The 25,301-nt window shown below is 60.2% G+C and carries 17 protein-coding genes and 1 pseudogene; 14 read left to right on the forward strand and 4 right to left on the reverse strand.

The window, feature by feature from the left end; all coding sequences use genetic code 11:
- The 3 genes and pseudogenes from VE23_RS26855 to VE23_RS26245 form a co-directional block, all read left to right on the forward strand.
- Positions 1 to 934 (forward strand): annotated as a pseudogene (locus tag VE23_RS26855) (hypothetical protein); the annotation flags it as partial.
- Positions 931 to 3,816, forward strand: a complete 2,886-nt coding sequence (locus VE23_RS00010) for a DEAD/DEAH box helicase (RefSeq protein ID WP_232316735.1) — start codon at positions 931 to 933, stop codon at positions 3,814 to 3,816. The pseudogene VE23_RS26855 and the gene VE23_RS00010, both read left to right, overlap by 4 nt.
- Positions 3,817 to 3,862: 46 nt before the next feature.
- Positions 3,863 to 4,036 carry a hypothetical protein gene (locus tag VE23_RS26245; RefSeq protein WP_021880420.1) on the forward strand — a complete coding sequence of 58 codons (174 nt, stop codon included), beginning with the start codon at positions 3,863 to 3,865 and terminating at the stop codon, positions 4,034 to 4,036.
- Positions 4,037 to 4,123: 87 nt separating this feature from the next.
- On the opposite strand, the gene VE23_RS00015 is transcribed toward VE23_RS26245, so the two are convergent.
- Both VE23_RS00015 and VE23_RS00020 read right to left on the reverse strand, forming a co-directional pair.
- The gene (locus tag VE23_RS00015) at positions 4,124 to 4,699 is read right to left on the reverse strand and encodes a DUF1700 domain-containing protein (protein ID WP_069202405.1); all 576 of its coding nucleotides are present in this window, start codon (positions 4,697 to 4,699) and stop codon (positions 4,124 to 4,126) included.
- Positions 4,699 to 5,043, reverse strand: a complete 345-nt coding sequence (locus tag VE23_RS00020) for a PadR family transcriptional regulator (protein ID WP_048747674.1) — start codon at positions 5,041 to 5,043, stop codon at positions 4,699 to 4,701. Before VE23_RS00020 ends, VE23_RS00015 begins: the two co-directional genes overlap by 1 nt.
- A 195-nt stretch (positions 5,044 to 5,238) precedes the next feature.
- Between VE23_RS00020 and VE23_RS00025 the strand changes: the two genes are divergently transcribed.
- The 6 genes from VE23_RS00025 (at position 5,239) to VE23_RS00055 (ending at position 14,913) form a co-directional block, all read left to right on the forward strand.
- Positions 5,239 to 6,579 (forward strand): ABC transporter substrate-binding protein, encoded by a 1,341-nt coding sequence (locus tag VE23_RS00025; protein ID WP_049867014.1) that lies wholly within the window; start codon positions 5,239 to 5,241, stop codon positions 6,577 to 6,579.
- Positions 6,580 to 6,639: 60 nt separating this feature from the next.
- Positions 6,640 to 8,436, forward strand: a complete 1,797-nt coding sequence (locus VE23_RS00030) for a cache domain-containing sensor histidine kinase (protein ID WP_049867015.1) — start codon at positions 6,640 to 6,642, stop codon at positions 8,434 to 8,436.
- Positions 8,433 to 10,067 carry a response regulator transcription factor gene (locus tag VE23_RS00035; protein WP_048747681.1) on the forward strand — a complete coding sequence of 545 codons (1,635 nt, stop codon included), beginning with the start codon at positions 8,433 to 8,435 and terminating at the stop codon, positions 10,065 to 10,067. Before VE23_RS00030 ends, VE23_RS00035 begins: the two co-directional genes overlap by 4 nt.
- 29 nt (positions 10,068 to 10,096) lie before the next feature.
- Positions 10,097 to 11,731 (forward strand): glycoside hydrolase family 3 protein, encoded by a 1,635-nt coding sequence (locus tag VE23_RS00040; RefSeq protein WP_084781190.1) that lies wholly within the window; start codon positions 10,097 to 10,099, stop codon positions 11,729 to 11,731.
- A gap of 495 nt (positions 11,732 to 12,226) precedes the next feature.
- On the forward strand, positions 12,227 to 14,014 hold the full coding sequence (gene pnpS, locus VE23_RS00050; protein ID WP_049867017.1) for a two-component system histidine kinase PnpS: 1,788 nt from the start codon (positions 12,227 to 12,229) through the stop codon (positions 14,012 to 14,014).
- Between the two features lie 179 nt (positions 14,015 to 14,193).
- Positions 14,194 to 14,913 (forward strand): response regulator transcription factor, encoded by a 720-nt coding sequence (locus VE23_RS00055; protein WP_049867018.1) that lies wholly within the window; start codon positions 14,194 to 14,196, stop codon positions 14,911 to 14,913.
- 118 nt (positions 14,914 to 15,031) lie between these two features.
- Here the strand turns inward: VE23_RS00055 and VE23_RS00060 are convergent, their stop codons facing one another.
- Entirely contained in the window at positions 15,032 to 15,907 is an 876-nt protein-coding gene (locus VE23_RS00060) for a helix-turn-helix domain-containing protein (protein ID WP_048747689.1), read from the reverse strand.
- A 178-nt stretch (positions 15,908 to 16,085) separates the two neighbouring features.
- Between VE23_RS00060 and VE23_RS00065 the strand changes: the two genes are divergently transcribed.
- Positions 16,086 to 17,165, forward strand: coding sequence for a Gfo/Idh/MocA family protein (locus VE23_RS00065; protein ID WP_021882216.1), 1,080 nt, complete (start codon positions 16,086 to 16,088; stop codon positions 17,163 to 17,165).
- Between the two features lie 1,333 nt (positions 17,166 to 18,498).
- Here VE23_RS00065 and VE23_RS00070 read toward each other — a convergent pair.
- Positions 18,499 to 19,671, reverse strand: coding sequence for a M20 family metallopeptidase (locus tag VE23_RS00070; RefSeq protein WP_084781192.1), 1,173 nt, complete (start codon positions 19,669 to 19,671; stop codon positions 18,499 to 18,501).
- A 278-nt stretch (positions 19,672 to 19,949) separates the two neighbouring features.
- Between VE23_RS00070 and VE23_RS00075 the strand changes: the two genes are divergently transcribed.
- The 4 genes from VE23_RS00075 to VE23_RS00090 all read left to right on the forward strand — a co-directional run bounded on the left by VE23_RS00075 (position 19,950) and on the right by VE23_RS00090 (position 25,260).
- Positions 19,950 to 21,419, forward strand: a complete 1,470-nt coding sequence (locus VE23_RS00075) for a PTS mannitol transporter subunit IICB (RefSeq protein WP_049867019.1) — start codon at positions 19,950 to 19,952, stop codon at positions 21,417 to 21,419.
- A gap of 78 nt (positions 21,420 to 21,497) precedes the next feature.
- A complete protein-coding gene (locus VE23_RS00080) occupies positions 21,498 to 23,681 on the forward strand; it encodes a BglG family transcription antiterminator (protein WP_049867020.1) in 2,184 nt (727 codons plus the stop codon).
- Positions 23,682 to 23,686: 5 nt separating this feature from the next.
- Positions 23,687 to 24,124 carry a PTS sugar transporter subunit IIA gene (locus VE23_RS00085; protein ID WP_049867021.1) on the forward strand — a complete coding sequence of 146 codons (438 nt, stop codon included), beginning with the start codon at positions 23,687 to 23,689 and terminating at the stop codon, positions 24,122 to 24,124.
- The gene (locus VE23_RS00090; RefSeq protein ID WP_049867022.1) at positions 24,121 to 25,260 is read left to right on the forward strand and encodes a mannitol-1-phosphate 5-dehydrogenase; all 1,140 of its coding nucleotides are present in this window, start codon (positions 24,121 to 24,123) and stop codon (positions 25,258 to 25,260) included. The genes VE23_RS00085 and VE23_RS00090 overlap by 4 nt, the downstream gene beginning before the upstream one ends.
- Positions 25,261 to 25,301 lie beyond the last annotated feature (41 nt).

The following is a 25,301-nucleotide window of genomic DNA, read 5'->3' on the forward strand; positions in this document are numbered from 1 at the left end:
GGAGTGGCTCGACTTCCTGACCGGGCTTCTCCGCGAGCGGGGAGCCGATACGGCCGGCAAGCTGTTCCGTTGGGACCGGCTCTACTATGCCTTGGCGGAGAAGCTTCATGCAAGGGACGACTGGATGGAGAGGGAGACGGATCAGCTCCGCTCCATCCTGAGCAAGGCGAGGCAGGCTGCATCCGATGAGCTCCTTCCGGAGCCGGGTGCGAACGACGTCCGCCGGCCTCAGGACGAAAGGGGCGGAGCCGACGGAGATTCCAGGATCTATTTCCCCATCATTGCCCTGGCGCATCTGGAGGCGTTCCGCGGCCATGACCGGCAAGCCGTTGATCTGCTGCTGCAGGGACCATCCGATCCGGCGGCCGGATTGGCGCTCGATACGGCGAGGAAGCGGCTGGACAGCAAAGATTGGGGAGGACTCGCCATCTGGATGGACTATCTGTCCAAGACGACGGACGGCAAGCGGGGCGGCTCGGCGATCCAGCCGTTTCTGCTTTTGTGCAGGAGCGCGGACATGGAGCAAAGCGACAACCCGATCTGGATGGAATACTTGGTGCAAAAGCTGCCCTTCTCCTATATGGCGCTGTCCGACCAGCTTCTGGATAAGGGCAGCTTCGAGCAATGGGCGGATCTGCAGCTTGCGATGGGCTTGAGGCCAGACGAGCTCGATCCGGCGGATGTCCGTTCCGTCGCCAAGCTTGCGCCTGCGATGCTGATTCCGCTCTACCACCAGTCTGTGGAGAGCTGGATCGGCATCCGCAACCGCCAGAGCTACCGGATGGCTGTGAAGCAGCTCAAAAAGCTGGAGAAGCTGTACCAGGCCGAACGGAATACAGAAGCCTGGGAACGCTATATGGCCCGAATCGCGCTGAAATACCAGCGGATGCGGGCGCTCCAGGAGGAACTGAGGAAAGGAAGCCTGCTGAAATGATGAGAGGACTATCTACGGCCAAGCCGATCAGGCTGAGCGGCCGCTGGACCGGCAGCGGCATCCAGCTGCATGCTGCCGAGCCCGGCGAGTTCGACGCCAGGCTGCGCGATCTGTTATTTGCCTGGCACGCTCCTTCCTGGTATGGAGCCGAAGTGGAGCAGCTGGAAGCCGATCCCGGCACCGGCGCGGGCAGGTCCTTGCTCATTGCGCCGCTGCTCGCGTGCGATTACCTGGCCATGCCGCAGCCTGTGCGGCTGCTGGCGATCGAGTACGACGATGAGCTGCTCAGGCTTGCCCGTTATGCCGGACTGATTCGCCAAGCGCTGCTGGACGGGGCGTTCGAGCCGGATTGGCAGGGCTGGTCGGAGCTGCGCAGAAGCTGGCGGCTGCGGGAAGGCTGGGAGCCGGCCATAGATGCCGTCGAGCCCCATCGGGAGGCGGTCGTCCATGAATGGCTGAGCGCGGCTGTGGAAGAGCTTATCGAGGGCAGCCGAACCGTCCGCAATGCATGGCATGATCTGGAGAGGGCGACCGGCCAGGTGCTGGAGCGCAAGTCGCCGTCCGAAGAAGACTGGTATATCGGAATCGGGCTGCGCAAGGATACGTTTCCGTTCCGCGTCGCCCTGCAGCTGGCGGAGCCGGAGCAGGGCGGGGAATGGAGGCTGCGGGCCGCCATTCGCGACCGCGAGGGAAGCGGCCCCTGGATTCCGCTGGAGCGCGGAGAGGAGCCGGGCGGCTGGCGTCCGGTCAGCGGGTCGGAGCTTCGCATTCCCGAGGAATGGCTCGACCTGCTTCATGACCGGCTGGCGAGAGAAGAGGGCAAGTGGCTGCTGGCCCTGCCGGAGTGGGGCTCCGATACCGGCAGCGTCGTCAAGCATGCGCTTCAGGATGACGAGGCGTGGGATTTCCTGGAGAACGCCAGCTTGCGCCTGCTTGACGCCGGCTCTTCCGTTCTGCTTCCGGGATGGTGGGAGACGGTCCGCAAGCGCCGGATCCGGGTGAAGGCGAAGCTGAAGTCCGCTGCCGGATCCGCCGACCAGCCGATGTTCGGGCTGTCCCAGATCGTCCAGTTCGACTGGAAGCTCGCGCTCGGCGGGCTGGATCTGACCGAGGAGCAGTTCATGAGCCTGGCCGCCGAGAACAAGCGCCTGATCCGGATCGGAGACGAATGGGTGCATCTGGATCCCGAGGATGTATCCAAGATCCGCAAATGGATGAAGAAGGCCGGAGGACGCAAAGGACTGAGCTTCCGGGACGTCATGCAGATGCATCTGCAGGGAGGCATTGTCCTTTCGGAAGAGGAGGAAGGCGGCGAGGACGATCTTGTCGCCGAAGTGGAGCTGAATGAGCATCTGCACCGCCTGATCGGACAGCTGCAGGATACGAGCGAGCTGCCGCTCGTCAGCGTCCCCGCTGCGTTCCACGGCGAGCTGCGGCCCTACCAGCTGCAAGGCGTGTCCTGGCTTGCGTTCCTGCGGCGCTTCGGCCTGGGAGCTACTCTGGCCGATGACATGGGTCTGGGCAAAACGATCCAGTATACGGTCTACCTGCTCTCGATCCGGGAGCTCGAAGGGCGGCAGCCGGCTCCGTCGCTGCTGATCTGCCCGACATCGGTCATCGGCAACTGGGAGAAGGAGCTGCAGCGGTTCGCCCCGTCGCTCGACGTGAGGCTGCATTACGGACCCAAGCGCGCCAGAGGCCGGGAAGCGTTCCTGGCATTCGCGGAAGGCGCGGATCTGGTCATCACCTCCTACGCGCTGGCTCCGCTCGACGAGGAAGAGCTGTCGGGACTGCAGTGGGAAAGCCTCTGCCTGGACGAAGCCCAGAACATCAAAAATGTGTACACGAAGCAATCGTCGGCCATTCGGAATCTGACGGCCCAGCATCGGATCGCCCTTACCGGAACTCCGATGGAGAACCGTCTGAGCGAGCTCTGGTCGATCTACGATTTTACGAATCCGGGCTATCTCGGCACGCTGCCGGAATTCCGGCGCAACGTCATCCTGCCGATCGAGAAGGAGCGGGACGAGCGGACGATATCGGCCCTCCAACGCTGGGTGAAGCCGTTCATGCTGCGGCGGGTCAAGAAGGATCCCGCCATCCAGCTGTCGCTGCCCGAGAAGAACGAGAGCCAGGTCTACGTCACGCTCACGGCCGAGCAGGGCGCGATGTACGAATCCATCGTCTCCGACCTGCTGGAGAAGCTCGACACGCTCGGTCCGATGCAGCGCCGCGGGCTTATCCTTGCCTCCATCACGAAGCTGAAGCAGGTATGCGATCATCCCGCGCTGCTCCTGCGCGAGGCGGAAGGCGATTCGGCCGCCTGGAATCCGGAACGCTCGGCCAAGACGATGAGGCTGCTGGAGATGTGCGAGGAAGCGGCTGCCGAAGGGGAACGGGCGCTTGTCTTCACGCAGTTCGTCGATATGGGAGCGGCCTTGCAGAGGCTGCTCAAGGAAAGGCTCGGCCTCCCTGTCCCTTATTTGCACGGCGGGGTGCCGAAGGCCAAGCGCGACGACATGATCGCCGACTTCCAGAATCCGGATCTGCCGCATGGAGCGTTCGTGCTGTCGCTGAAGGCGGGCGGAACCGGGCTGAATCTGACGGCGGCGAACCATGTGTTCCACTATGACCGCTGGTGGAATCCGGCCGTCGAGAACCAGGCGACGGACCGGGCATTCCGCATCGGGCAAACCAGGCAGGTGCAGGTCCACAAGTTCGTCGCTCTCGGGACGCTCGAAGAGCGGATCCATGAGATGATCGAGCGCAAGCAGTCGCTGAACGACCAGGTGGTCGGGCAGTCGGAGCAGTGGATCACGGAGCTGTCGACCGACGAGCTGCGGGAGCTGTTCACGCTGCGCCGCCAGTGGATTCAAGGCTGAGCGGCCGGGATATCGGGATCATCGAGGGCAGGGAGGAAGTTAAGGAATGAAGGATTACATCCGTTCCGGAATTCCGGAAGCAGAGGCGGGCCGTCCGCTCTCCTCAGAAGATGCAGCTTCCGGGGAGACGCGCCGCGAGGCGGAGGAAGCCGGCCCCGAGAAAGCATGGGCTGCTTTTTACGAAGCGGTCCGCAGCTCTGTGCAGGGCATGAGGAAATGACCGATAGCAATCAAAAGCCCGCCTTCCGGCGGGCTTTTTTTCGCGTCGTCTCGATCCAATGAGGAATCTGACGGCATAACGGGTCGTTCAGACTCCGAAATCGGAATCGGGGGCTTTGTCAGGCATGATCTTCTTGTAGCTTGCCGACAGGAAAATCATGTACTTGCGCAGGTACTTTCGGCTGATATAGGCGATGAAGCCGGTTATTCCCGCCAATACAATCGCGTAGGCCATGCTCCATTGGGTCGGGATTTCGATGCCTGGATAGATGGACATGGAAATCCACGTCTGTCCGAACGAGCGGATAATTCCCGCCAGCAAAGCGAGGACCGTGCACAACCCAAATCCGTATGCGATGGTCGCAAGCGTCGGAATCACCATGATGCTGAGCAGTCCCGTCGTGCAGTAGAATCCGGCCATGGCAAGCATATCCCGGAAGGATCGGTTCGAGCCGCGGCCCATGATATATTCGCTCCGGTAAGCTCTGGCGAGCTTGCGGGGGTCGCCGAGCCGGGCCAGAACCTCGGATTCCCGCCGGCCATGGGCGATTCCCTCGGCGATGTGGCTTTCGATCTCTCTCACGGCGTCAAGCTTTTCTTCATCGGGAATGCCGCTGAGCAGCTGATGGAACCGGTCCAGGTAAGCTCTTCCTTGCGGACTCATTAAGCTTCATCTCCTCGGTGCAGTTGGATTTGATGAATGGCGGCCGCGAATTTGCCCCATTCGGCCGACATGTCATGCATGAGCCTGCGTCCAGCATCGGTCAGGCTGTAGTACTTGCGCGGAGGTCCGGATTCCGATTCCTGCCAGAAGGACTCCAGGTAGTTCTCTTTCAGCATCCGCCTCAGGAGGGGATAGAGCGTTCCTTCGGTGATGGCGAGCGGTTCCCATTTGTTCAGGAGAGTCACCAGCTCGTACCCGTACCGGGGATTGCCGCTGATCAACAGCAAAATGCAAAATTCCAGAATCCCCCTCCGTACCTGGGAATTCCATTCCGATATTTCCATGCCGACCACTCCTCAGGGAACATGTTACTACAAGGTACTGTGCAGCGCAAGGTAGGTGATTGAAAACAGGCTGAATTTACGAGCGCAGCGGCGGAAATCGAATAGAATTGTATCCCTTGACAGTTTATTTTTCATCCTGCAACGGGGCGGGCCTTCCGTCTATAATAGAGTCATAGAGATCCGGGAGGTCATTCCATGATCAAACGCTTTGCCTGCGCGGCGCTGGCGGCCGTCATGCTGGTTCCTTCGGCAGGCTGCTTCAATGAATCGGGCGCTAACAAGCCCGCTGCCGATCCTTCCGTCCCCCAGGGCAGCCCTTCCGGGCCGGTGACGCTGACTCTGAGGCATACCCAGATCAAGGAGTCCGCCAAGGCCAGGCTGAGAATCCTCCAGGATGTCGTGAGCGAGACGGAGAGGGACAATCCGGGCTTGAAATTCCAGCTTGAAGGCATCGACGAGATCATCAACCGGGACCAGAAGCTCAAGGCCGAGATGGCTACCGGGACAACTCCCGATATATTTGAGATCTTCGGAGGCTCGGACGTCAGGCTGTACGTAAAAGCCGGGCGTCTGCTGGATCTGACTCCGATCATCCGCGAGCTGGGCATCGAGAGCCAATTCCAGAGCCTGGAGGAGTTCACGGTCGACGGCAAGGTATACGGCCTTCCTTTCGGCGGCTACAGCGAAGCGCTGTATTACAACAAAAGCATCTTCAAGGAGCTCGGACTGGACATTCCGACTACCTGGGACGAGCTCATGCAGGCTGCGGACAAAATCAAAAAGGGCGGGTATACGCCGTTCGCGCTGTCCGCCAAGGATCCCTGGATCGCCGGCATGATGTGGAACACGATCATGGACCGGTACGCCGGCACGGACAAGCTGGCGCGGATCGCGGCCGGCACGGACAAATGGACGGATCCGGACATGGTGGCGAGCTTCCGCGCCTATTCCGAAATCGTCAAGGCAGGCTATTTTCCTGCCGACGCGCTGAGCCAGTCCGACAAGCAGCAGGCCAAGGATCTGCTCTACGGCAAAGCGGCCATGCTGTTCACCGGCACCTGGGATCTGGCGGCACTGACCGGCGACAACGCAGGCCCGTACAAGAACGATCTCGGCTACTTCTCTTTTCCGTCGATTCCGGGAGGAGCGGGAGACTTGCATGCGCTCAATACCGGATACTCCAACGGATTCGGCTTTTCGTCCACCCTGTCCCAGGATCAGATCGCCATGGTGACCAGCTTCATCCGCAGCTACTTCAATGAAGCGAACCAGAAGCGGATCCTGCTGGAGGACAAGACGCTTCCTTCCATGAAGCTCAGCGATTTTTCCGGCGTGGATCCGCTGATATCCGAAGTTCTCCAAGTTGTGGGCAATGCGCCGTCCACGTTCCGGGCGTTCGACTACTACATGCCGTACAAGATCAACACGAAGGTCGGCATCGGGCTGCAGGAGCTGATCGGTCAGATCCGTTCCCCCGAAGCCGTGGCGGCGGAAATTCAGGCGGTGCAGGACAGCGTCCTGCGCGACGAGAAATGAAGATGCGGCCTTCCCGACCGATCATGGACGCGAGCTGACAAGAGAGGGGTTCGACAGGCTGTGAATCTAAGACCGAAGCTGCTGCTGGCCTTCATCCTTCTGATCGTAGTGCCCGTCGCATCTTCAGGGGTCGTATCCTTCCTCTATTACGAGCATCTCCTGGAGAAAAAGTACAACGAGCAGACCGAGATGACGATGCATGCGGTCGGCAGCAACATCCGCAATTTTTTCGATGAGATGAACCGTCTTACCGATGCGAGCCTGACGAGCTCCGTCGTGCAGGAAACGCTCAAGCTCAACGCCGATCCGAACGGCGGCGCCAGCTCCCTGATCGCCAAAGGGCAGGCGGAAAAGGAAATGGGCGAGCTGCTGTTCCAGAATCCGGCGATGAGCTACATCATCCTGTATGCGAACAACGGGGCGCTGTTCCGCTCCACCCGCAACGATCCCACGACGTTCAAGCCCGTCACGTACGAGCGGCTCAAATTCCATCCTTCCTATGCCAAGGCGGAGCGCCTCAACGCCAAGCCGCTCTGGATCGGACCTTATGAACAGGAAGAGCTGACCGGCAAGGAATACTCGCTGTTCACCCAGATGCGCGTCGTGAAGGACAGGGACAGCCTGGACAATCTGGGCATCATGGTCACCCAGTTCAAGTCGTCCGGCGTGGACGACATCCTGACGAACTTCCGGGGCAGCCTCTCGGACGGCTCCAGGTATTACATCGTCAACCAGCGCGGCCTCGTGCTGCTCGACAGCGAGACGAAGCTTGCCGGACAAGTGCTGGACGGGAAGAGCTATCTGCCCTCGAGCGCGGATCAGCCCTACGCGAGCGAGCGGGCCAAGTTCCAGGGAGTCGACAGCCTGACCTCCTCTTATTGGCTCGGCATCAACGACTGGATGCTCGTATCGGCCAAGCCCTGGAATTCCCTCATGAGCGAGAACGTCAACTTCGTCAAATGGATCAGCCTGATCACCGGCTTATGCCTGCTGTCGGCGATTCTGTTCAACGTCTTCTTCGTCAACCGCGTGGCCAAGTCGATCATCCGCGTCGTCCGCAAAATGCGTCTGGTCGAGCAGGGATTGCTGGATATCCGGGTTCCGGTGCAGGGCAAGGACGAAACGGTGCTGCTCGGGAGCAGCTTCAACAGCATGACCGAGAGGCTGGGAGGCTTGCTGACCGAAGTGAGGGAGGAGCAGGTGCGCAAGCAGCGTGCCGAAATGATGCTCATGCAGGCGCAGATCAAGCCCCACTTCCTGTTCAATACGCTGGAGTCCATCAATGCGCTGGCTGCGCAGAACGAAGGCGCCAAGATCATGCTCATGGTCCATCGTCTCAGCCGGCTGCTGAGGACGAGCATGCACCATAAGGAAGAGATTACGGTGCAGGAGGAGCTGGAGCATGTACGAAGCTATCTGGAAATTCAAAAGTACCGCTTCGAGGATCTGTTCCATTACGAGCTGGATGTCGATGAGGAGGCGCTGGAATACCGGATTCTCAAGCTGACCCTGCAGCCGCTCGTCGAGAACAGCATCCAGCACGGCTTTGACGGGCTGGAGCACGCAGGCATGATCCGGGTGTCCGTGAGCGTCGTTTCCGGCAGCATCGTCCTTGAAGTGGCCGACAACGGCATCGGCATGGACGGGGAAGCGATGAGCCGGATCGCAGAGGGCAGGAAAGAGGAAAAATGGAGTCCGATGGAGGATGGGGAGAGGGGCGGCCTGGGCCTGCGCAACGTCGCGGACCGGCTCCGGATCCATTACGGACCCGGCTACGGCATGATGATATGCAGCAGCCCCGGACAGGGAACGACCATCCGGTGCACCATTCCGCGCAATAGGGGGGAACAGGCATGACGGGAAAGGTCATGATCGTCGACGACGAACCGCATATTACACGCAATCTGGAGAAGGTCATCCCCTGGGAGATGCTCGGGCTCCAGGTGGCTGCCACGGCAAAGAACGGGAGGGAGGCTCTGGAGCTTCTCCAGGACGGCGACACGGATTTGCTCCTGTGCGACATCCGCATGCCCGTGATGGATGGAATGACGCTCGTGAGGACGATCCGCGAAGCGGGCATGGATCTGGACATCATCATGCTGTCCGGCTATCAGGACTTCAGCTATACCCGTACCGCCATCCAGTATGGAGTCCAGGATTATATCCTGAAGCCGATTCCTTATGACGAATTGACCGGAGTCATCGCGCGGGTCATGAACCAGCGGCGCACCCGCATGAAGCAGCTGCAGAGCGAGCGGCAGAGGCTGGATGCCGTCATGGATCTCGCCAATGAGAAAGTGCTGTTCGACGTGCTGAAGGATTATACGGACGTGTCCCATAACCATTGGCTCATGGCCGAGGACGAGCTTGAGCCGGCGGGACGCAGCTACATCCTGATCGTATTCGATCTCGACGCCGGATCCGAGGAGGCGAAGGACTGGAGGGAGTGGAACGACAAGGAGCGCAAGCTCTGGAACTTCGCCGTGAGCAACGTCGTCCGGGAAGCGCTTCGCCGCAGCGGCATACGGAATGCCGTCATCCAGATGCGGGACGGCGAATGGTGCCTGCTGCTGGAGACGCATCTCTCGCGGCTGGATCTCAATGTCATGGCGGAGAGGACCGAGAAGCTGCTCGGCGAAGTCAGCCGTCATGTGAAGCTCAATCTCCATGCCGGCATCTGGCATGAGCCGGTTCCGCTCAAGGGGCTGTCGGCCGCCTACAAGCGGGTCCACCGCTCCATGCAGCTGGATCCCGAGGCGGAGCGCATCCGATTCTTCACCGACGACAGCGTGGAGAGGGACACTTCCCACGAGGAGCTGTGGGCGAACTCCGAACGGATCCTGGAGGCGATGAAGGGCGGATCGTCCAGCGAAGTGCATGAGGTCATCCGGCAGCTGTCCGCCCATCTGCAGACTCTCAGCACGCCTGAGCTGGGCAGAGCCAAGCCCGTTCTGCACTACTTCGCTCTCCATCTCATGAGGGAGATGAAGGACATGCAGCTGCTCGGCAAGGAGCAGGAAGACGCGCTGTGGCGCAAGCTGGACCGGAGGATCAGCGCCAAGGACCTGATGGGCGTCATCCGCCAGACGGCGGACGCCGGCCTTGCGGGATCGAGCGACAAGAAGAAGCATTCGGAGCGGACGATCGCGGAGGCGCGGGCATATCTGGACCGCAACCTATTCCGCGACATCAGCGTCGAGGAGGCGGCTACCCGCGTCGGTCTCAGCACTTCTTATTTCAGCCTGCTCTTCAAGCAGACCTACGGCGAGACATTCATCGAATACGTCACGCGGCAGCGGATGGAAAAAGCCAAGGCGCTGCTCGCCGATACGTCGAAGAGCGTCGCTCTGATCTCCAAGGAAGTCGGTTATTCCGAGCGAAGGTATTTTACCAAAGTATTCATGAAGTACACCGGCGAGAATCCGACGGATTTCCGGGCCAGGCTGAGCCAGCCTCCGGCCGAAGGCTCTAGGCCGCATTCGACTTAATCTACATTTTGGAAGGCAGGGGTCTCTCTATGTCCATCAATCATCCATCTTCTATTGCCGATAGCGCGGGCAAGCCTTACGAGGGTTGGCTGCTCAAGGAAAAGATCGCACAGCTGTTCATCTTCGGCTTCCACGGCAAGCAGCCTTCGGACGACATCCTGGGCGTCATCCGGGATTACGGCGTCGGAGGCGTCATCTACTTCTCCCGCAATGTCCAGGACGCCCGCCAGGTGCATGAGCTGTCCGGGCAGCTCGGCGCGGCCGCCGCCGAGGCGGGTCGTCCGCCGCTGCTCGTCAGCATCGATCAGGAAGGCGGCATGGTCGCCCGCATCGTGGACGGCGTCACCCTCATGCCCGGCAATATGGCGCTCGGCGCGACAGGCTCGGAGCAGGCCGCGTACGAAACGGCCCGGATCTCCGGCGAAGAGCTGCGCAAGCTGGGCATCAACCTCAACCTGGCGCCTTGCCTCGACGTCAACAACAATCCGGACAATCCGGTCATCAATGTGCGCTCCTTCGGAGACCGTCCGGAGCTGGTGTCCAGGCTGGGAGCGGCGGCCGTCCGCGGCTATCAGGCGGCGGGAGTGTCCGCTACGGTCAAGCATTTCCCCGGGCATGGCGACACGAGCGTCGACTCCCACCACGACCTGCCCGTCGTCCCGCATGACCGCGCGCGCCTCGACGCCGTCGAGCTGCCCCCGTTCAAGGCAGCTATCGAGGCCGGCACGGACCTCATCATGACCGCTCACATCTGCCTGCCGTCGCTCGATCCGAGCGGCGTTCCGTCCACCTTGTCGAAGCCGGTACTGACCGGGCTGCTGCGCGGCGACCTCGGCTATGAAGGCGTCATCGTGACGGATTGCCTCGAGATGGATGCGATCGACCGCTTCTACGGTCCGGGCCAAGGCTCCGTCAAAGCCATCGAAGCCGGCGCAGACCTCCTGCTCGTCAGCCATACGCCGGAGAAGCAGCTGGCCGCGCTTGAAGCCGTTGCCGCCGCCGTCGAGAACGGACAGCTCGACGAAGCCCGCATCGACGAATCGCTGGAGCGGATACTGGCGCTCAAGGACAAGCTGGCCAAGGGCGAGCCGCTGCTGCCATGGGAAGAAGCTTCCCGCAGCATCTTCACCGAAGATCATCGGAACGCCGCTGAGCGCTGGAGCGAAGCTTCCGTGACGCTCGTCAAAAATGAAGGCGGCCTGCTGCCTCTGCCGCCCGAAGGCCGCACGCTCGTCCTGTGGCCGGAGATCGTCGCCGTATCGGTCGCCGACGAGATGCTCGCCGGCGACGGAACGCTCGGCTCGCAGCTGCAGAAGCGGCTGCCTAACGTGGAGGAGCGCCGCATGAGCGGCTTCGATCCGCTTGCGGGGCTGGAGCGCTTCGACCGCATCGTCTTCGTCAGCTACGACGCGATGAAGCATCCGCTCGAGAGGACGACGGCCGAGCGGCTGATGGAGCTGGCTCCCGAGAAGACGGTCGCCGTCTCGGTCCGCAACCCTCTCGACATCAACCTGTTCCCGGATGTCCAGGCTTACCTGGCGGTATATGAGTGCCGGCCGCTAGCCCTTCAGTCCGCCGCCAAAGCTCTTGCCGGCGAGCTGAAGCCTTCCGGCCGGCTTCCGATGGAGCTTTCGGTCGAATATCCGTTCGGCTTCGGTCTTTGATCAGCTGTTTGAACACTCGTGTTCCCTTATGGAGCGGCGCTTTATTGCGACCGCTCTATTTGATTGTGAACTTGTCCGGAAGAGCGGGTTGGCGATGGGCTGGAGGCGGTTTAAATTCCTATGCGCAGCATCATGGGATGAGCGGGTCGATTGAGGTTTTATGGAGGGGCTTTGACTTTGAACCTGTCCGAAGCGGAGCGGCCGGAAGAATCGTGCAGAAGCGGCAGCGTTCGCCTTTGAAGCCGGATTTCCTCCTCGGGAGGGAATGGAATCCACGAAATCCGGCTTCAACAGCGATCGGAGCGAGCTTCCGGCTGCATAGCCTGAACGAGCTTCCGGCTGCGCAGCCTGAGTTTCCGACGCCGGAGCCGGTCAAAGCGACCTTTCCCATGCATGAAAGTTTTACATAAAGTTTACAATACCCCCATAGCGCCGCTGGGACAAGGAGGGTACGATAGGGGAGGGTTCAGAAAGAGACTTGGGAGAGATGCCGGCTTGAAACGTTTTCGCATGCGGTTGACGCTTATCATTATCCTCATGATCGGCTTGTCGGTGACGGCAGCCGGGCTCATGATGGGCAAAACCTATAAATCCAACCATATCTCGGCGCTTGAGGACAGCATGGTTCGGGAGATGAGGATCATTAATTCCAATACGACTTGGGAATTTGCTTCCCAGGCCGAGGCGGAATCGTACTTCCAGGCGAAAGCCAAGGAACTGAAAGATTTGACGGGAGCGAGGGTCACCTTCATCCGCAAGGACGGCATCGTCCTCGGGGATTCGGATCATGATCCCTCCACGATGGACAACCATCTCGGCCGCACGGAAGTGAAGCAGGCGGAGCAGAACGGGACCGGACGCGCGATCCGCCACAGCGACACGATCAGCCGGAACATGCTGTATGTGGCGATGGCGGTAAATAAGGACAATCCCCACTCGGACATCATCCGGCTTTCCTATAGCCTGGAAACCGTCGAAAGGAACATCAACCGCCTCTGGACGGTTCTCATCATCGGATTGCTGCTGCTCTTCCTGGTGGCCGCAGCCGTCAGCTACCGGATCGCAAAGGGGCTGACCAGCCCGCTTGAGCAGATCACCGACGCGGCCAAGCGGATCCGCTCCATGGATTACAGCGTGCGCGTCGACGTCCACAACAAGGATGAGATCGGCGAGCTGGGAGCGGCCATCAACTCCATGGCGGAGGGTCTGCAGGTGCAGATGAACCGCATCCAGCAGAACGAGACGCAGCTCTACAGCGTGCTGGACAACATGACGAGCGGCGTCGTCATGATCGATCCCGCCGGCCGCATGATGCTGCTGAACCGCCGGGCGGAAGAGGTGCTTGGCTTCGAGCATAGGGAAATGGTGGGCCGGCCTTACAGCGAGGCCAAGCAGCAGTACGAGCTGTCCCAGATCATCCAGCAGGGGCTCGAGAAGCAGGAAGCCGTCCACGAGGAGATCACGTTCTATTTCCCGGAGGAGCGCTTGCTGGAGCTGAATCTGGTGCCTGTCTACCAGAGCGACGATTCCTTCGGCGGCTTGCTGCTCGTCCTTCATGACGTCTCGGCGATCCGCCGCCTGGAGCGGATGCGCAGCGAATTTGTGGCCAATGTGTCGCATGAGCTCAAGACGCCGATCACGGCGATCAAAGGCTTCGCCGAGACGCTTCTCGGCGGAGCGGTCGACGACCCCGTCATGTCCAAGCAGTTCATGCAGATCATCTATGACGAGAGCGAAAGGCTGAACCGGCTGATCGGCGACATTCTGGAGCTGTCCAAAATCGAGTCCCGCCGCGTCCCTCTCCAATTTTCTCCGATCGATCTGGCTTCCTTCATGGAGCGGAGCATGACGATACTGGAGTCGGAAGCCGCGCGCAAATCGATAACGATGACGCTGGACAACGCGCCGGGCATTTATTTGGAAGCGGATGAGGACAGGCTGCGGCAGGTCGTGGCCAATCTGCTGCAGAACGGCATCAGCTACACGCCGGAAGGCGGCAAGGTAAGCGTGCGGACAAGCCTCGTTCAGGGCGATGGCGGCTCGGAGATGGTGCAGATCCGGATCGTCGATACCGGCATCGGGATTCCGCGCAAAGATCTGCCGAGAATTTTCGAACGGTTTTATCGGGTGGACAAGGCAAGGTCGCGGGTCAGCGGCGGCACCGGCCTCGGGCTGTCGATCGTCAAGCATCTGGTCGAGCTGCATCACGGCAGCATCACGGTCGACAGCACGGTCGGCGTCGGAACGGCGTTTACCATCGAGCTGCCCGTCATTCAGCCTTGACGAAGGGAGCTTTCTCCGCTTCCTTCGTTTCCTTGCCGCCGCATGGTACACTGGTAAGAGACAAGCAGCCGGAGCCGCAAGCTCCGGCGCATATGCTGCAACGCAAGCGGAACCGGCAGACGGGCGGCGGAGAGATCCATGCCCGGTCGTCGGCTCACGAGGCTGGAGGTCGATAGAATATGACGCACAAAGTGCTGGTCATCGAGGACGAGCCGACATTATCCAGGCTTTTGTCTTATAACCTGACGCAGGAAGGGTATGAAGTAACCGTATCGGAGAACGGGGCGGACGGGCTGCAGGCGGCTCTGCAGCGGAGCTTCGACCTGATCATGCTCGATATCATGCTGCCGGGCATGAACGGCTTCGAGGTGCTGGGCAAGCTGAGGCAGAGCGGCATCCGGACGCCGATCATCATCCTGACCGCACGCAACGCCGAGGAAGAGGTCGTGCAGGGACTCAAGCACGGCGCGGACGATTACATCACCAAGCCGTTCGGCGTGGCGGAGCTGCTGGCCCGGGTATCCGCCGTGCTCCGGAGATCGGGCGGCGGCCTGCCGGATGCCGCGGACCCGCAGGACAAGGTCATTACGGCCGGGGAGCTGTCCATTTATCCCGACCGCTACGAGGTCGTGCTCGCGGGCGAGCAGGTGCCGCTGAGGCCGAAGGAATTCGAAGTTCTGCTGTATTTGATCCAGCGGCCGGGCATGGTCATCACCCGCGACGACCTCATGAATGTCGTCTGGGGCTTCGACTATATCGGAGGCCAGCGGACCGTCGATGTCCATGTCAGCTCGCTGCGCAAGAAGCTCGAGCTGGGCGCCCAGTCCGTCTGCATCGAATCGATCCGCGGCGTCGGCTACAAGCTGGTGCTGCCTAAGAAGGCCGGATCTTCGTTGTAAGAGGCTGCCGCCGGGAAGATTCCGGGAGCTTCTCCAAAAAAACCGTCGCAAGGGTACGACCCTCGCGACGGTTTTTTGGCTTGAATCGCTGCTCCATAGAATGCGAGGCGGCGGGAAATCAGCTGCTCCGCCCGCCCCAGGCGAGCATCCGCTTCTGGAACTCCTTCGGCGAGCAGTCGTTGTATTTCTTGAACATCTTGTAGAAGTGGGCCATGTTCGGCATGCCGATCCGGTCCCCGACCTCCGAGACGCTGAGATCCTTGGTGAGCAGAATCCGCTCGGCCCATTTGATCTTGCGGTAGTTGACGTATTCGGTGAAGCTGAGCCCGATGGATTTTTTGAAGTACTTGACGAAATAATAGTAGCTCATATTCGCCAGCTTGCATACTTCCTCCACCTGGATCCGGTCGGTGAGATGCTGCTCCACGAAGCTGAGCACGGGCCGCAGGCGGACCCGGTCGAAATCCTCCTGCTCGGCCAGCACCTTGCGCTTGTCGTTGCGGAGCATGAGGAGGAGGATCTTCTTGATGAGCATGTTGACCGCAAGCTCGTAGCCGGTCTGCTTGACGGTCGCCTCCGACAGGATCTCGCGAACGCTATCCCCGATCGCTTCCTTGACGGAGGAATTCTCCTTGAAAATATAATTCACCTGGCTGAGAGGGTGGTTGGTTTCCGTGAAATAGCGCATGTAAGGCATCGTGCTGTGGTCGAAAAACTGCTCCAAGTCGAACTGAAGCACGATGTAATCCAGCCTTTCGGCCGAGCTCCGGTCACGATGAAGCTGGTTGGCGCCGATGATCGCAACGTCCCCGGCTTCCAGCTTGAAGACATCTTCCTCGACGAACACTTCCATGCTGCCGCTCTGGACGAGCAGAAGCTCCAGCTCCCGGTGGTAATGCCAGTTGATGAGCAGATTGTCCTCGCGCTGCGACTGGAAGATGCGCAGAGACAAGAGAGGGTTTTCATACAGAACCTTTTCGTTGTAGACTTCCAAAGCCGAAGCGCCTCCAATACCAATATTGCATAAAAGCATCGCTATTAAGACGCTTTCTTTTTAGTGGGCTGTTATCTATACTTATTCTAGTGTGAGAGGGCATCCACAATCAAGAGTCCCTCTGCGATCAACACCCCAAAAACCCAAAATAACGGATTTATAGCGAGGAGGAAGATTCATGTCCAAAGTACGTGTGGGCATTATCGGATGCGGGGGCATCGCCAACGGCAAGCATATGCCTTCCCTGTCCAAAGTTCAAGAGGCTGAAATGGTGGCGTTCTGCGATATCCACCGCGACCGCGCCGAAGACGCCAAGTCCAAATTCGGCACTCCTGAAGCGGCGGTATATGAGAATTTCCATGATCTTCTGAATGATTCTTCCATTCAAGTCGTGCATGTCTGCACGCCGAACGATTCCCATGCGGATATCGCGATCGCCGCTCTGGAAGCCGGCAAGCATGTCATGTGCGAAAAGCCGATGGCCAAAACGGCTGATGACGCGCGCCGCATGCTGGAAGCCGCCAAGCGTACGGGCAAAAAGCTGACGATCGGCTACCAGAACCGCTTCCGCTCCGACTCCCGCTTCCTGAAGGACGCCTGCGCGAAGGACGAGCTCGGCGAAGTTTACTACGCCAAGGCCCATGCCATCCGCCGCCGCGCGGTTCCGACCTGGGGCGTGTTCCTGGACGAAGAAAAACAAGGCGGCGGACCGCTCATCGACATCGGCACGCATGCGCTTGACCTGGCTCTGTGGATGATGGACAACTACAAGCCCAAAGCCGTGCTTGGACGCGCCTACCACAAGCTTTCCCAGAACGAGAACGCCGCGAATGCATGGGGTCCATGGGATCCGAAGCAGTTCACGGTCGAGGATTCCGCTTTCGCCATGATCACCATGGAGAACGGCGCCTCCATCGTGCTGGAATCGAGCTGGGCCTTGAACTCCCTTGAAGTCGACGAGGCGAAAGTATCGCTGAGCGGCACGAAGGCCGGTGCGGACATGAAGAACGGACTTCGCATCAACGGCGAAGACAACGCCCGCCTGTACGTCAAGGAAATCGAGCTTGGCAGCGGCGGCGTCGCCTTCTACGAAGGCGCTTCGGAAGATCCGGGCGAGCTGGAAGCGCGCTCCTGGATCCAGAGCGTCATCAACGACACGACTCCGGTCGTGACGCCGGAGCAGGCGCTGGTCGTATCCGAGATTCTCGAAGCGATCTACGAATCCTCCAAGACGGGCAAAGCCGTTTACTTCGACTAATAGAAAAAAGATGCCGCTGCATGAAGTCGTCAGACTTCGGCAGCGGTTTTTTTATTGCTGTCATCCGTGGAACGCGGGATGTGAAATGCGTGGAACGGGAGAAGGGGAACCAACTTTCTCGTTGCTTGGTTGGCTCCGCGAAAATACGCTGCAATGGTTGGATATCGGGTGTATCCTAGGTCGGGTCCATGCTGGACAAGAGCCTGGGAGTAAAAAGCGGCGGAATCGGCACGGTCGGGTTCGGCTCGGAAAGGCACCTTGCCAGGGGATCAGAAGGAGTGCTGCCGTCCGCAAAACGGAACAGGAACAGATTCGAGTTGGAATTGCAGCATCGGAACGATACCGGAAGCGGACTTAGAGTGAAGCGGGAGATGGAAAGGGAACAGAGTCGGAGTCGGACTCGGATTGGGGCTGGAGCATCGGAACGATACCGGAAGCGGACTCAGAGTGCAGCGGGAGATGGAAAGGGAACAGAGTCGGAGTCGGACTCGGATTGGGGCTGGAGCATCGGAACGATACCGGAAGCGGACTTAGAGTGCAGCGGGAGGTGGAAAGGGAACAGAGTCGGACTCGGATTAGAGCTGTAGCATTGGAACGATACCGGAAGCGGACTTAGAGTGCAGCGGGAGGTGGAAAGGGAACAGCATCAAGCGCGGGGTCCGAGTGTTGCATGCACCGGAAATAGAAAAGAATTGGATCAAGAAGGTAATTGAAGCTAATGAGATGAAACCTGATCGATACATGGGCGTTGAAGATGGAACGGTATCAAAATTGGACCCGTAACGCCATCGGACATGGACTCGGAAACGGGGTTCGAAGTGGAAAAGAAACATTATCGGACATACGATCCGCTATTTCCTGTTTTTTGGGCATTCAAGAAATTTTAACAGACATGAGTTCCGCTATTTTAAGAAAAAACACCCTAATGAGGCGGTTTCTCGCTAAATAACGGATCGTATGTCCGATAAACTCCACTAACCGCCTTTAATTTCAAAATAACGGATCCTATGTCCGATACAGCATAACGGATCCTATGTCCGATACAGCGGCGTTCCGTTGTGAACAAGGTGGAGAAGCCTAGAAGCAAGGAGAAAATGGTTAATTTTTTTGTGAAAAAGAAATGTTGTGGCCGTAGACAGGACAGCATCCACGAGGTTGAAGCAACAAATGCGCGAACAAGCCACGACCACAAAACATTAAGGGATACCGGGAGCAGCACCAAGCGCCAAGAGCATGGACCACAACACGGTCGCAGTGCCGGAGGCCAGCCGCTGCTGCAACCTGAGCACCTATACCAACAGCCAAGGCTCCACCGGCGCAAGTCCCGGCCGGCTTACTTCCCGCGCTCGAACTCCTCCCGGATCCGCCGGTACAGCTCGGGATCCGCCAATACGTCCAAGGCGGTGGAGGCGAGCAGGCCGGCGCCTTGCAGCATCGCTTCCAGCGCCTCCTCCTTCATGGCGGCATCCCGGAACTCCGCCGTATGCAGGCCCAGTTTCTCGTTCACGACCTTCAGATAGGGATGGATGGCCGGACAGCGGAGAGAGACGTTGCCGAGATCAAGCGACCCGTGGTCGCTGCCCGATATGATTTCATCCTCCGCAACGCCGGACGCGATCAGGTTCGAGGTGTAGACGGCAGACAACGCCTCGTTCGTCCGCAGCTCGTCATAGCTGAATTCAAACCGCGAGACTTCGAGCTTGCAGCCGGTCTGGAGCGCTGCGCCTTCCGCGCAGGCGGTGAGCCTTGCCGTCAGCTCATCCGTATAAGCCCGGTCGCCGGAGCGGACATAGAACTTGGCGGAAGCATAACCGGGAATGATGTTGGGCGCCTGGCCGCCGTGGTCGATGATGCCGTGAATGCGTCCGTCGCTGCGCGTCTGCTGGCGCATGGCGTTGCTGGAGCCGAACAGCATCAGCACGGCATCGAGGGCGTTGATGCCCAGATGCGGGCTAGCCGCCGCGTGGGCCGTCCGGCCGTGATACTCGAAGCGGACCGCATCGAGAGCAAGCGATGCTCCGGACCGTTCGTGGGAATGGTAGGGATGAGCCATGAGCGCGAAGCCGCAGTCGTCGAAAAGGCCCGCTTCGCTCATGGGCACTTTGCCGCCGCTCGTTTCTTCGGCCGGGGTGCCGAATACGCGGATGCTTCCGCCGGTTTCGCCGATCGCCGACTTCAAGGCGGCAGCCGCCGCGACGCCCATGACGCCGATGATATGATGGCCGCAGGCATGGCCGATGTCGGGAAGAGCGTCATATTCGCACAGAAAAGCGGCGACGGGCCCGGGCTTGCCGGAATCGTAGGAGGCGACAAAGGCTGTCTTCATGCCGAGCGTGCCGCGCTCGACGGAGAAGCCTTGCTGCTCGAGCTCGTCGGCAAGCAGGGAAGAGGCCAGGAACTCCTCATGGCCGAGCTCCGGGTTTTTGGCGATGCGCAGAGAAATCTCCTTCCAGCGCGCTCCGTGCCGCTGAATCGTTTTTTGAATCATGCCGTGGTCTATGGGCATAGTTCTTCCTCCCTATACAAACAATGTAAGAATGAATCCTTCGATTCCTGTCCCATCAGTATACCATCCGGATGGCAAAGCCGCCGCAAAGTCCCGAAATCGCTGGAATATTCAGATCTATTCCGGCTGTTTAATAAAGTCTTGTCAGCAGGCTTCCTGACAATATAGCGTTTTCATTTTGTTGTTGGAGCGGTGGTTGTGGGATAGGATGAATACAGGACGAACGGCTCATGCCATCTTGCCGTTCGACAGAAGACAACCATAGGGAGGTACACCTCGTGGCTAAAACCACTCCATCCTCCTCATCCGGCGGTGCCCGGGTAGGAGTTCAAAAATTCGGACGCTTCCTTAGCGGCATGGTCATGCCGAATATCGGAGCGTTCATCGCTTGGGGATTGATCACGGCCTTGTTCATACCGACAGGCTGGTTCCCGAACGAATATCTCGCCAAGCTCGTCGGCCCGATGATCACCTATCTGCTTCCTCTGCTGATCGGTTATACCGGCGGTTCGATGATCCACAAGCAGCGCGGCGGCGTCATCGGCGCACTCGTCACCATGGGCGTCATCGTCGGCACCGACATTCCGATGTTCCTCGGGGCGATGGTCGTAGGTCCCGGCGCGGCATGGGTGCTGAAGAAGTTTGACCAGGCCGTCGAAGGCAAGATTCGTCCCGGCTTCGAGATGCTCGTCAACAACTTCTCGCTCGGCATCATCGGCGGCGGACTCGTCCTGGTCGCTTACGCGGTCATCGGACGCATCATTGAAGGCCTGACGAACATCCTCTCCACAGGCGTGGATTGGCTGGTCGCCCACCATCTTATTCCGCTGGTCAACATCCTGATCGAGCCGGCGAAGATCCTGTTCCTGAACAATGCGATCAATCACGGCGTCCTGAACCCGATCGCGGTCGAGCAAGCCAAGGAAGCCGGCAAGTCGATCCTGTTCATGCTGGAGTCCAACCCGGGCCCGGGTCTCGGCATCCTGCTGGCCTACATGTTCGTCGGCCGCGGAGCTGCCCGCCAGTCCGCTCCCGGCGCAGCGATCATCCATTTCTTCGGCGGGATTCATGAGATCTACTTCCCGTACATCCTGATGAACCCTCGCCTGATTCTGGCTGCCATCGCAGGCGGCGTAACCGGTACGTTCACGTTCTCCCTGTTCAGCGCTGGCCTCGTCGGACCTCCGTCCCCGGGCAGCATCATCGCTTACCTGGCGATGGCGCCGCGCGGCGAGATTCTCCCGGTTCTGAGCGGCGTGATTACGGCTGCGGTCGTATCCTTCCTTATTGCCGCGCTGCTGCTCAAGACGAGCAAGAAGGCAGATGAAGACGAAGACGATCTGGAAGCTGCAACCCAGCGCATGAAAGACATGAAGGCTTCCGGCACTCCGGCCTCGGCCGCAGTTGCGGCATCCGAAGGCGCTCGCGAAGCGACTGCAGGAATGTCGGCCGGTCTGAAGGGCAAGGATGAAGTGCATAAAATCGTCTTTTCCTGCGACGCAGGCATGGGATCCAGCGCCATGGGCGCATCCATCCTCCGCAAGAAGATGAAGGCTGCAGGCTCGCCGATCGAAGTCACGAATACCGCGATCAGCGACATCCCGTCGGATGCGGACATCGTCATTACGCACAAGACGCTTACCGACCGCGCTCGCGGCGTAGCGCCGAAGGCGGAGCATATTTCCATCGACAATTTCTTGAAAAGTCCGGAATACGACGAGCTCGTCAAACGATTGACGAACGAATAATAGGCTTGAGGCGAGTGGATGCGGGCAAATTGCCGGCATCCAACCGCCTTTTTGCGGCCGTACGGGGGGAGCAGGCTCATGGAGCTAACGTATCGGATGCGCCAGATTCTCGATTCGCTGCTTCGTCCCCCATACGAGATCACCGTGGCGGAAATCGCTCGTACGATCCGCGTCAGCGCCCGGACGGTGCACAGGGAATTGGACGCGGTCGAGAGTTTCCTGCATCGCAGCGGAATCATGCTTCGCCGCAAAGCCGGCTCGGGTCTCAGCGTCGAGGGGGATCCGGAGCGCCTTGAAGCTCTCCGGGCCCAGGTGCTCATTCCCGAGGAGGCGGAGTACTCCTCCGATGAGCGGCAGGTGTACCTGCTCTGCCGCCTGCTGGCGTCCAAGGAGCCGGTGAAGCTGTTCTCGCTGGCTTCGGAGATGAAGGTGACCGTGCCGACCGTAGGAGCGGATCTGGACGACCTGTCCGAATGGACGGGAAAGCAAGGTCTGCTGCTTATCCGCAGACGGGGATACGGGGTTGAAATCACCGGTTCCGAACCTCTGCTGCGGGAAGCGGTGAGAGCGGTCGTCCGCTTGCGCCTGGACGACTTGCGGCTGATCGCCGGCAGCGACGATCAGCCGATCCACCCGGTAGACGCGATGATTGCGGGCATGGCGGGTGCGGACCGGATCGGGCTCGTGGAAGAGGCGCTCTGGAGATGGGAAGAAGGAAACCAGCGGGAAACGCTGAGCGAAGAGGCCTATACCGATCTGCTTGTTCGGCTGTCGATCGGGGCGGTAAGAATAGAAGCGGGGATGACTGTCAGCGAAGGGGATATGGACCGGCTCGCCTATGCGCGCAAAAGCGCAGCCTCCGGGCAAGCAGCCGGCGAAGCCGCCGGAGGCGAGTCCGGTTCGGCCGCCATCCTGTGCCGCATGCTGGGGGAAGCTCTCGGCATCGCCTATTCCGCGGCGGAAGCCGCTTATGCAGCGGAGCTGCTGCGCCGAGCGTCCTCGCATTCTTCCGGCTCGCTGGCGGCGGACGACCTGGAGCTGGCCGGCAAGGTGCGGTCGTTCATCCGCCGCATGAGCGAGCTGGACGGGACCGATTATTCGGCGGACCGCTCGCTGCGCGACGGGCTGTTCGCCCATCTGAAGGCGGCTCTGGAGAGGCTGGGGGCAGGCCAGCGGATCCGCAATCCGCTGCTGGATGCCATACGCAAGGAATACCCGGAGCTGTACCGCCAGGTTCGGCAGGCAGCCGATTCCGCCCTGCCCGGATTCACGGTTCCCGACGAAGAGATCGCATTTCTCGTCATGCATTTCGGGGCGTCCCGGGAGCGTCTCCGGCAAGTAAGCCAAGTCATGCGGGCAATCGTCGTATGCACGAGCGGAATCGGTTCTTCCAAAATGATTGCGGTCCGCCTGCGCAAGGAGTTCCCGCAGCTGCAGATCGTCGACCAGGCATCCTGGTATGAGGCGGCGCGCATACCGCGGTCGGATTACGACCTCATCATCAGCACGGTGGACTTGCCCCTGCCAGAAGACCAGTACTTGAAGCTGAGCCCGCTTCTCACCCCGCCCGAGGCGGATCGCCTCCGCGAATTCATCCGGAGCAAGAGCTGGCAGGATGAAGGCCTCCGGCCGACGCCTGCCGGCGATACGGCTGCGGCGGAGCTGCTCAAGGAATGGGAACCGCCGGAAGCGAGCTCCCTATCGGATGATGCGGTCAAGCTGTCGGAGGCGGCCGGTCTTACGGGACTGGAGCAGCTTGGGGCGGCTACCAAGCAGTGCATCGAGCTGCTGAATGCCTTCAAGGTGCTGAAGCTGTCCGTTGACGGACGGCCCACCCTGGAGAAGTGGCTGAGCGCCGCATGCGGGCATGGGGCGCTCGGAGACACGGTCAAGGATGTCCATCGAGTCGTCGATCTGCTGCTGCGCCGCGAGGAAAACGGGACACAGCTCATACCGGGCACGGAGCTGGCCCTGTTCCACACCCGCACCGACGCTGTGCTTAAGCCTTCTCTGTTATTGTTCGAGATGGAATCGGCACTGCGGCTGGATGGTGCGGAAGGGCCGAGGCTTGCCCGCTTCCTGCTCATGCTGGCGCCGCGCCAGCTGTCGCGCGAAAGCCTCGAGGTGCTCAGCGAGGTCAGCGTCACGCTGCTGGACGACGGGATGATTCAGGCACTCGCGGAGGGCCGGGAGAGCAGGATCAGGGAACTGATCGCCTCCCATCTCCGCGGATATCTCAAAACAAAACTGGAAAGCGAGTGAGGAAGATGAGCATTTTATCGGCAGACAAAATCAAATTGAACGTACAGGTGGCCGACAAATTCGAAGCGATCCGCATGGCGGGCCAGATGCTGGTCGACGCCGGGCATGCCGACCAAGGCTATATCGAGAAAATGATCGAGCGCGAAAACGTGCTCTCCACCTATATGGGCAGCGGACTGGCCATTCCCCATGGCACGAACGAAGCCAAAGCGATGATCCAATCGACCGGCCTTGCCGTGCTGCAGGTTCCGGGCGGCGTCGACTTCGGCGGCGACGAGCCTGCCGTGCTGATCGTCGGCATCGCCGCGCAGAACGGCGAGCATATGGACATTTTGACGAGCGTTGCGATGGTCTGCTCCGACGAGGAGAACATGGAGAAGATCCGCACTGCCGGATCGGCGGAGGAAATCATCTCGATTTTCGAAAGCGGGATGGAAGAATGAAGGCCCTCCATTTCGGCGCCGGGAACATCGGTCGAGGCTTTATCGGGCTGCTGCTGTCGCGTTCCGGCTATGACGTCGTCTTTTCCGATGTGAACGAAACGCTCGTCAAGGCGCTGCGGGAGCGCGGCTCCTATACGGTGACGCTCGCGGATGAAGGCGGAGAAGCCGTCGAGGTGACCGGAGTGTCGGCGATCGACGGGCGCGACGCCGCAGCTGTGGCTGAAGCGGTCGCCTCGGCGGACCTCGTCACGACGGCGGTCGGCGTGCCGATCCTGAAGCATATCGCTCCCGGCATCGCGGACGGATTGAAGCTGCGCATGGAGCGCGGCGCGTCTCCTCTGCATGTGATCGCGTGCGAGAACGCGATCGGCGCCAGCACGCTGCTGAAAGAGCATGTCTACGCTTTGCTCGGTGCTGACAATGCCAAGCGTGCGGAGGCGGCGGCAGCATTCCCCGACTCGGCGGTCGACCGGATCGTGCCCATCCAGCATCATGAGGATCCTCTTGCCGTAACCGTGGAGCCCTTCTACGAATGGGTCGTCAACCGTTCGCAAATGCTGCCCGGATCGCAGGAAATCAGCGGCGTTCATTATGTGGACGATCTCGTTCCTTACATCGAGCGCAAGCTGTTCACGGTGAACACCGGCCACTGCAGCGCGGCGTATGCGGGCTACAACAAAGGCTACGAGACGATCCAGCAGTCGATGCGGGACGAGGAGATCGTGAAGCTTGTCTCGGGCGCGCTGGCGGAGACGGGCGCTATGCTCGTCAAGGCTTACGGATTCGACGAAGGCGAGCATAAGGTCTACATCGATACGATTCTCGACCGCTTCCGCAATCCGTATCTCACCGACGAGGTCGTGCGCGTCGGCCGCTCGCCGATCCGCAAGCTGTCTCCGGACGACCGGCTGATCCGGCCGGCGCTGCGGGCTTTGGAGCAGGGCGGCCATGCGGACTCCCTGGCCGAGGTGATGGCGCTGGCCTTGAAGTTCGACTATGCGGAGGATCCCGAAGCAGCCAAGCTGCAGGAAATGATTGCCTCCGATGGGGCTGCCGCAGCCTTCAGCGAAGTGAGCGGAGTGGAATCCGGCCATCCGCTCGCCGTGAGCGTCATCGAGAAGTACAGCCGGGTATAAAACAGACAGAGACAAACGAGTGCGATAGAGAAAGAAGGAGT

Source organism: Paenibacillus sp. D9, from assembly GCF_001188365.1.
Classification (GTDB): domain Bacteria; phylum Bacillota; class Bacilli; order Paenibacillales; family Paenibacillaceae; genus Paenibacillus_O; species Paenibacillus_O humicus.

Bases quoted from the DNA above. Each gene is read 5' to 3' on its own strand.
- VE23_RS00010 (WP_232316735.1), top strand. From the start codon at position 931: ATGATGAGAGGACTATCTACGGCCAAGCCGATCAGGCTGAGCGGCCGC.
- VE23_RS26245 (WP_021880420.1), top strand. From the start codon at position 3,863: ATGAAGGATTACATCCGTTCCGGAATTCCGGAAGCAGAGGCGGGCCGT.
- VE23_RS00015 (WP_069202405.1), bottom strand. From the start codon at position 4,699: ATGAGTCCGCAAGGAAGAGCTTACCTGGACCGGTTCCATCAGCTGCTC.
- VE23_RS00020 (WP_048747674.1), bottom strand. From the start codon at position 5,043: ATGGAAATATCGGAATGGAATTCCCAGGTACGGAGGGGGATTCTGGAA.
- VE23_RS00025 (WP_049867014.1), top strand. From the start codon at position 5,239: ATGATCAAACGCTTTGCCTGCGCGGCGCTGGCGGCCGTCATGCTGGTT.
- VE23_RS00035 (WP_048747681.1), top strand. From the start codon at position 8,433: ATGACGGGAAAGGTCATGATCGTCGACGACGAACCGCATATTACACGC.
- VE23_RS00040 (WP_084781190.1), top strand. From the start codon at position 10,097: ATGTCCATCAATCATCCATCTTCTATTGCCGATAGCGCGGGCAAGCCT.
- VE23_RS00055 (WP_049867018.1), top strand. From the start codon at position 14,194: ATGACGCACAAAGTGCTGGTCATCGAGGACGAGCCGACATTATCCAGG.
- VE23_RS00065 (WP_021882216.1), top strand. From the start codon at position 16,086: ATGTCCAAAGTACGTGTGGGCATTATCGGATGCGGGGGCATCGCCAAC.
- VE23_RS00070 (WP_084781192.1), bottom strand. From the start codon at position 19,671: ATGCCCATAGACCACGGCATGATTCAAAAAACGATTCAGCGGCACGGA.
- VE23_RS00080 (WP_049867020.1), top strand. From the start codon at position 21,498: ATGGAGCTAACGTATCGGATGCGCCAGATTCTCGATTCGCTGCTTCGT.
- VE23_RS00085 (WP_049867021.1), top strand. From the start codon at position 23,687: ATGAGCATTTTATCGGCAGACAAAATCAAATTGAACGTACAGGTGGCC.
- VE23_RS00090 (WP_049867022.1), top strand. From the start codon at position 24,121: ATGAAGGCCCTCCATTTCGGCGCCGGGAACATCGGTCGAGGCTTTATC.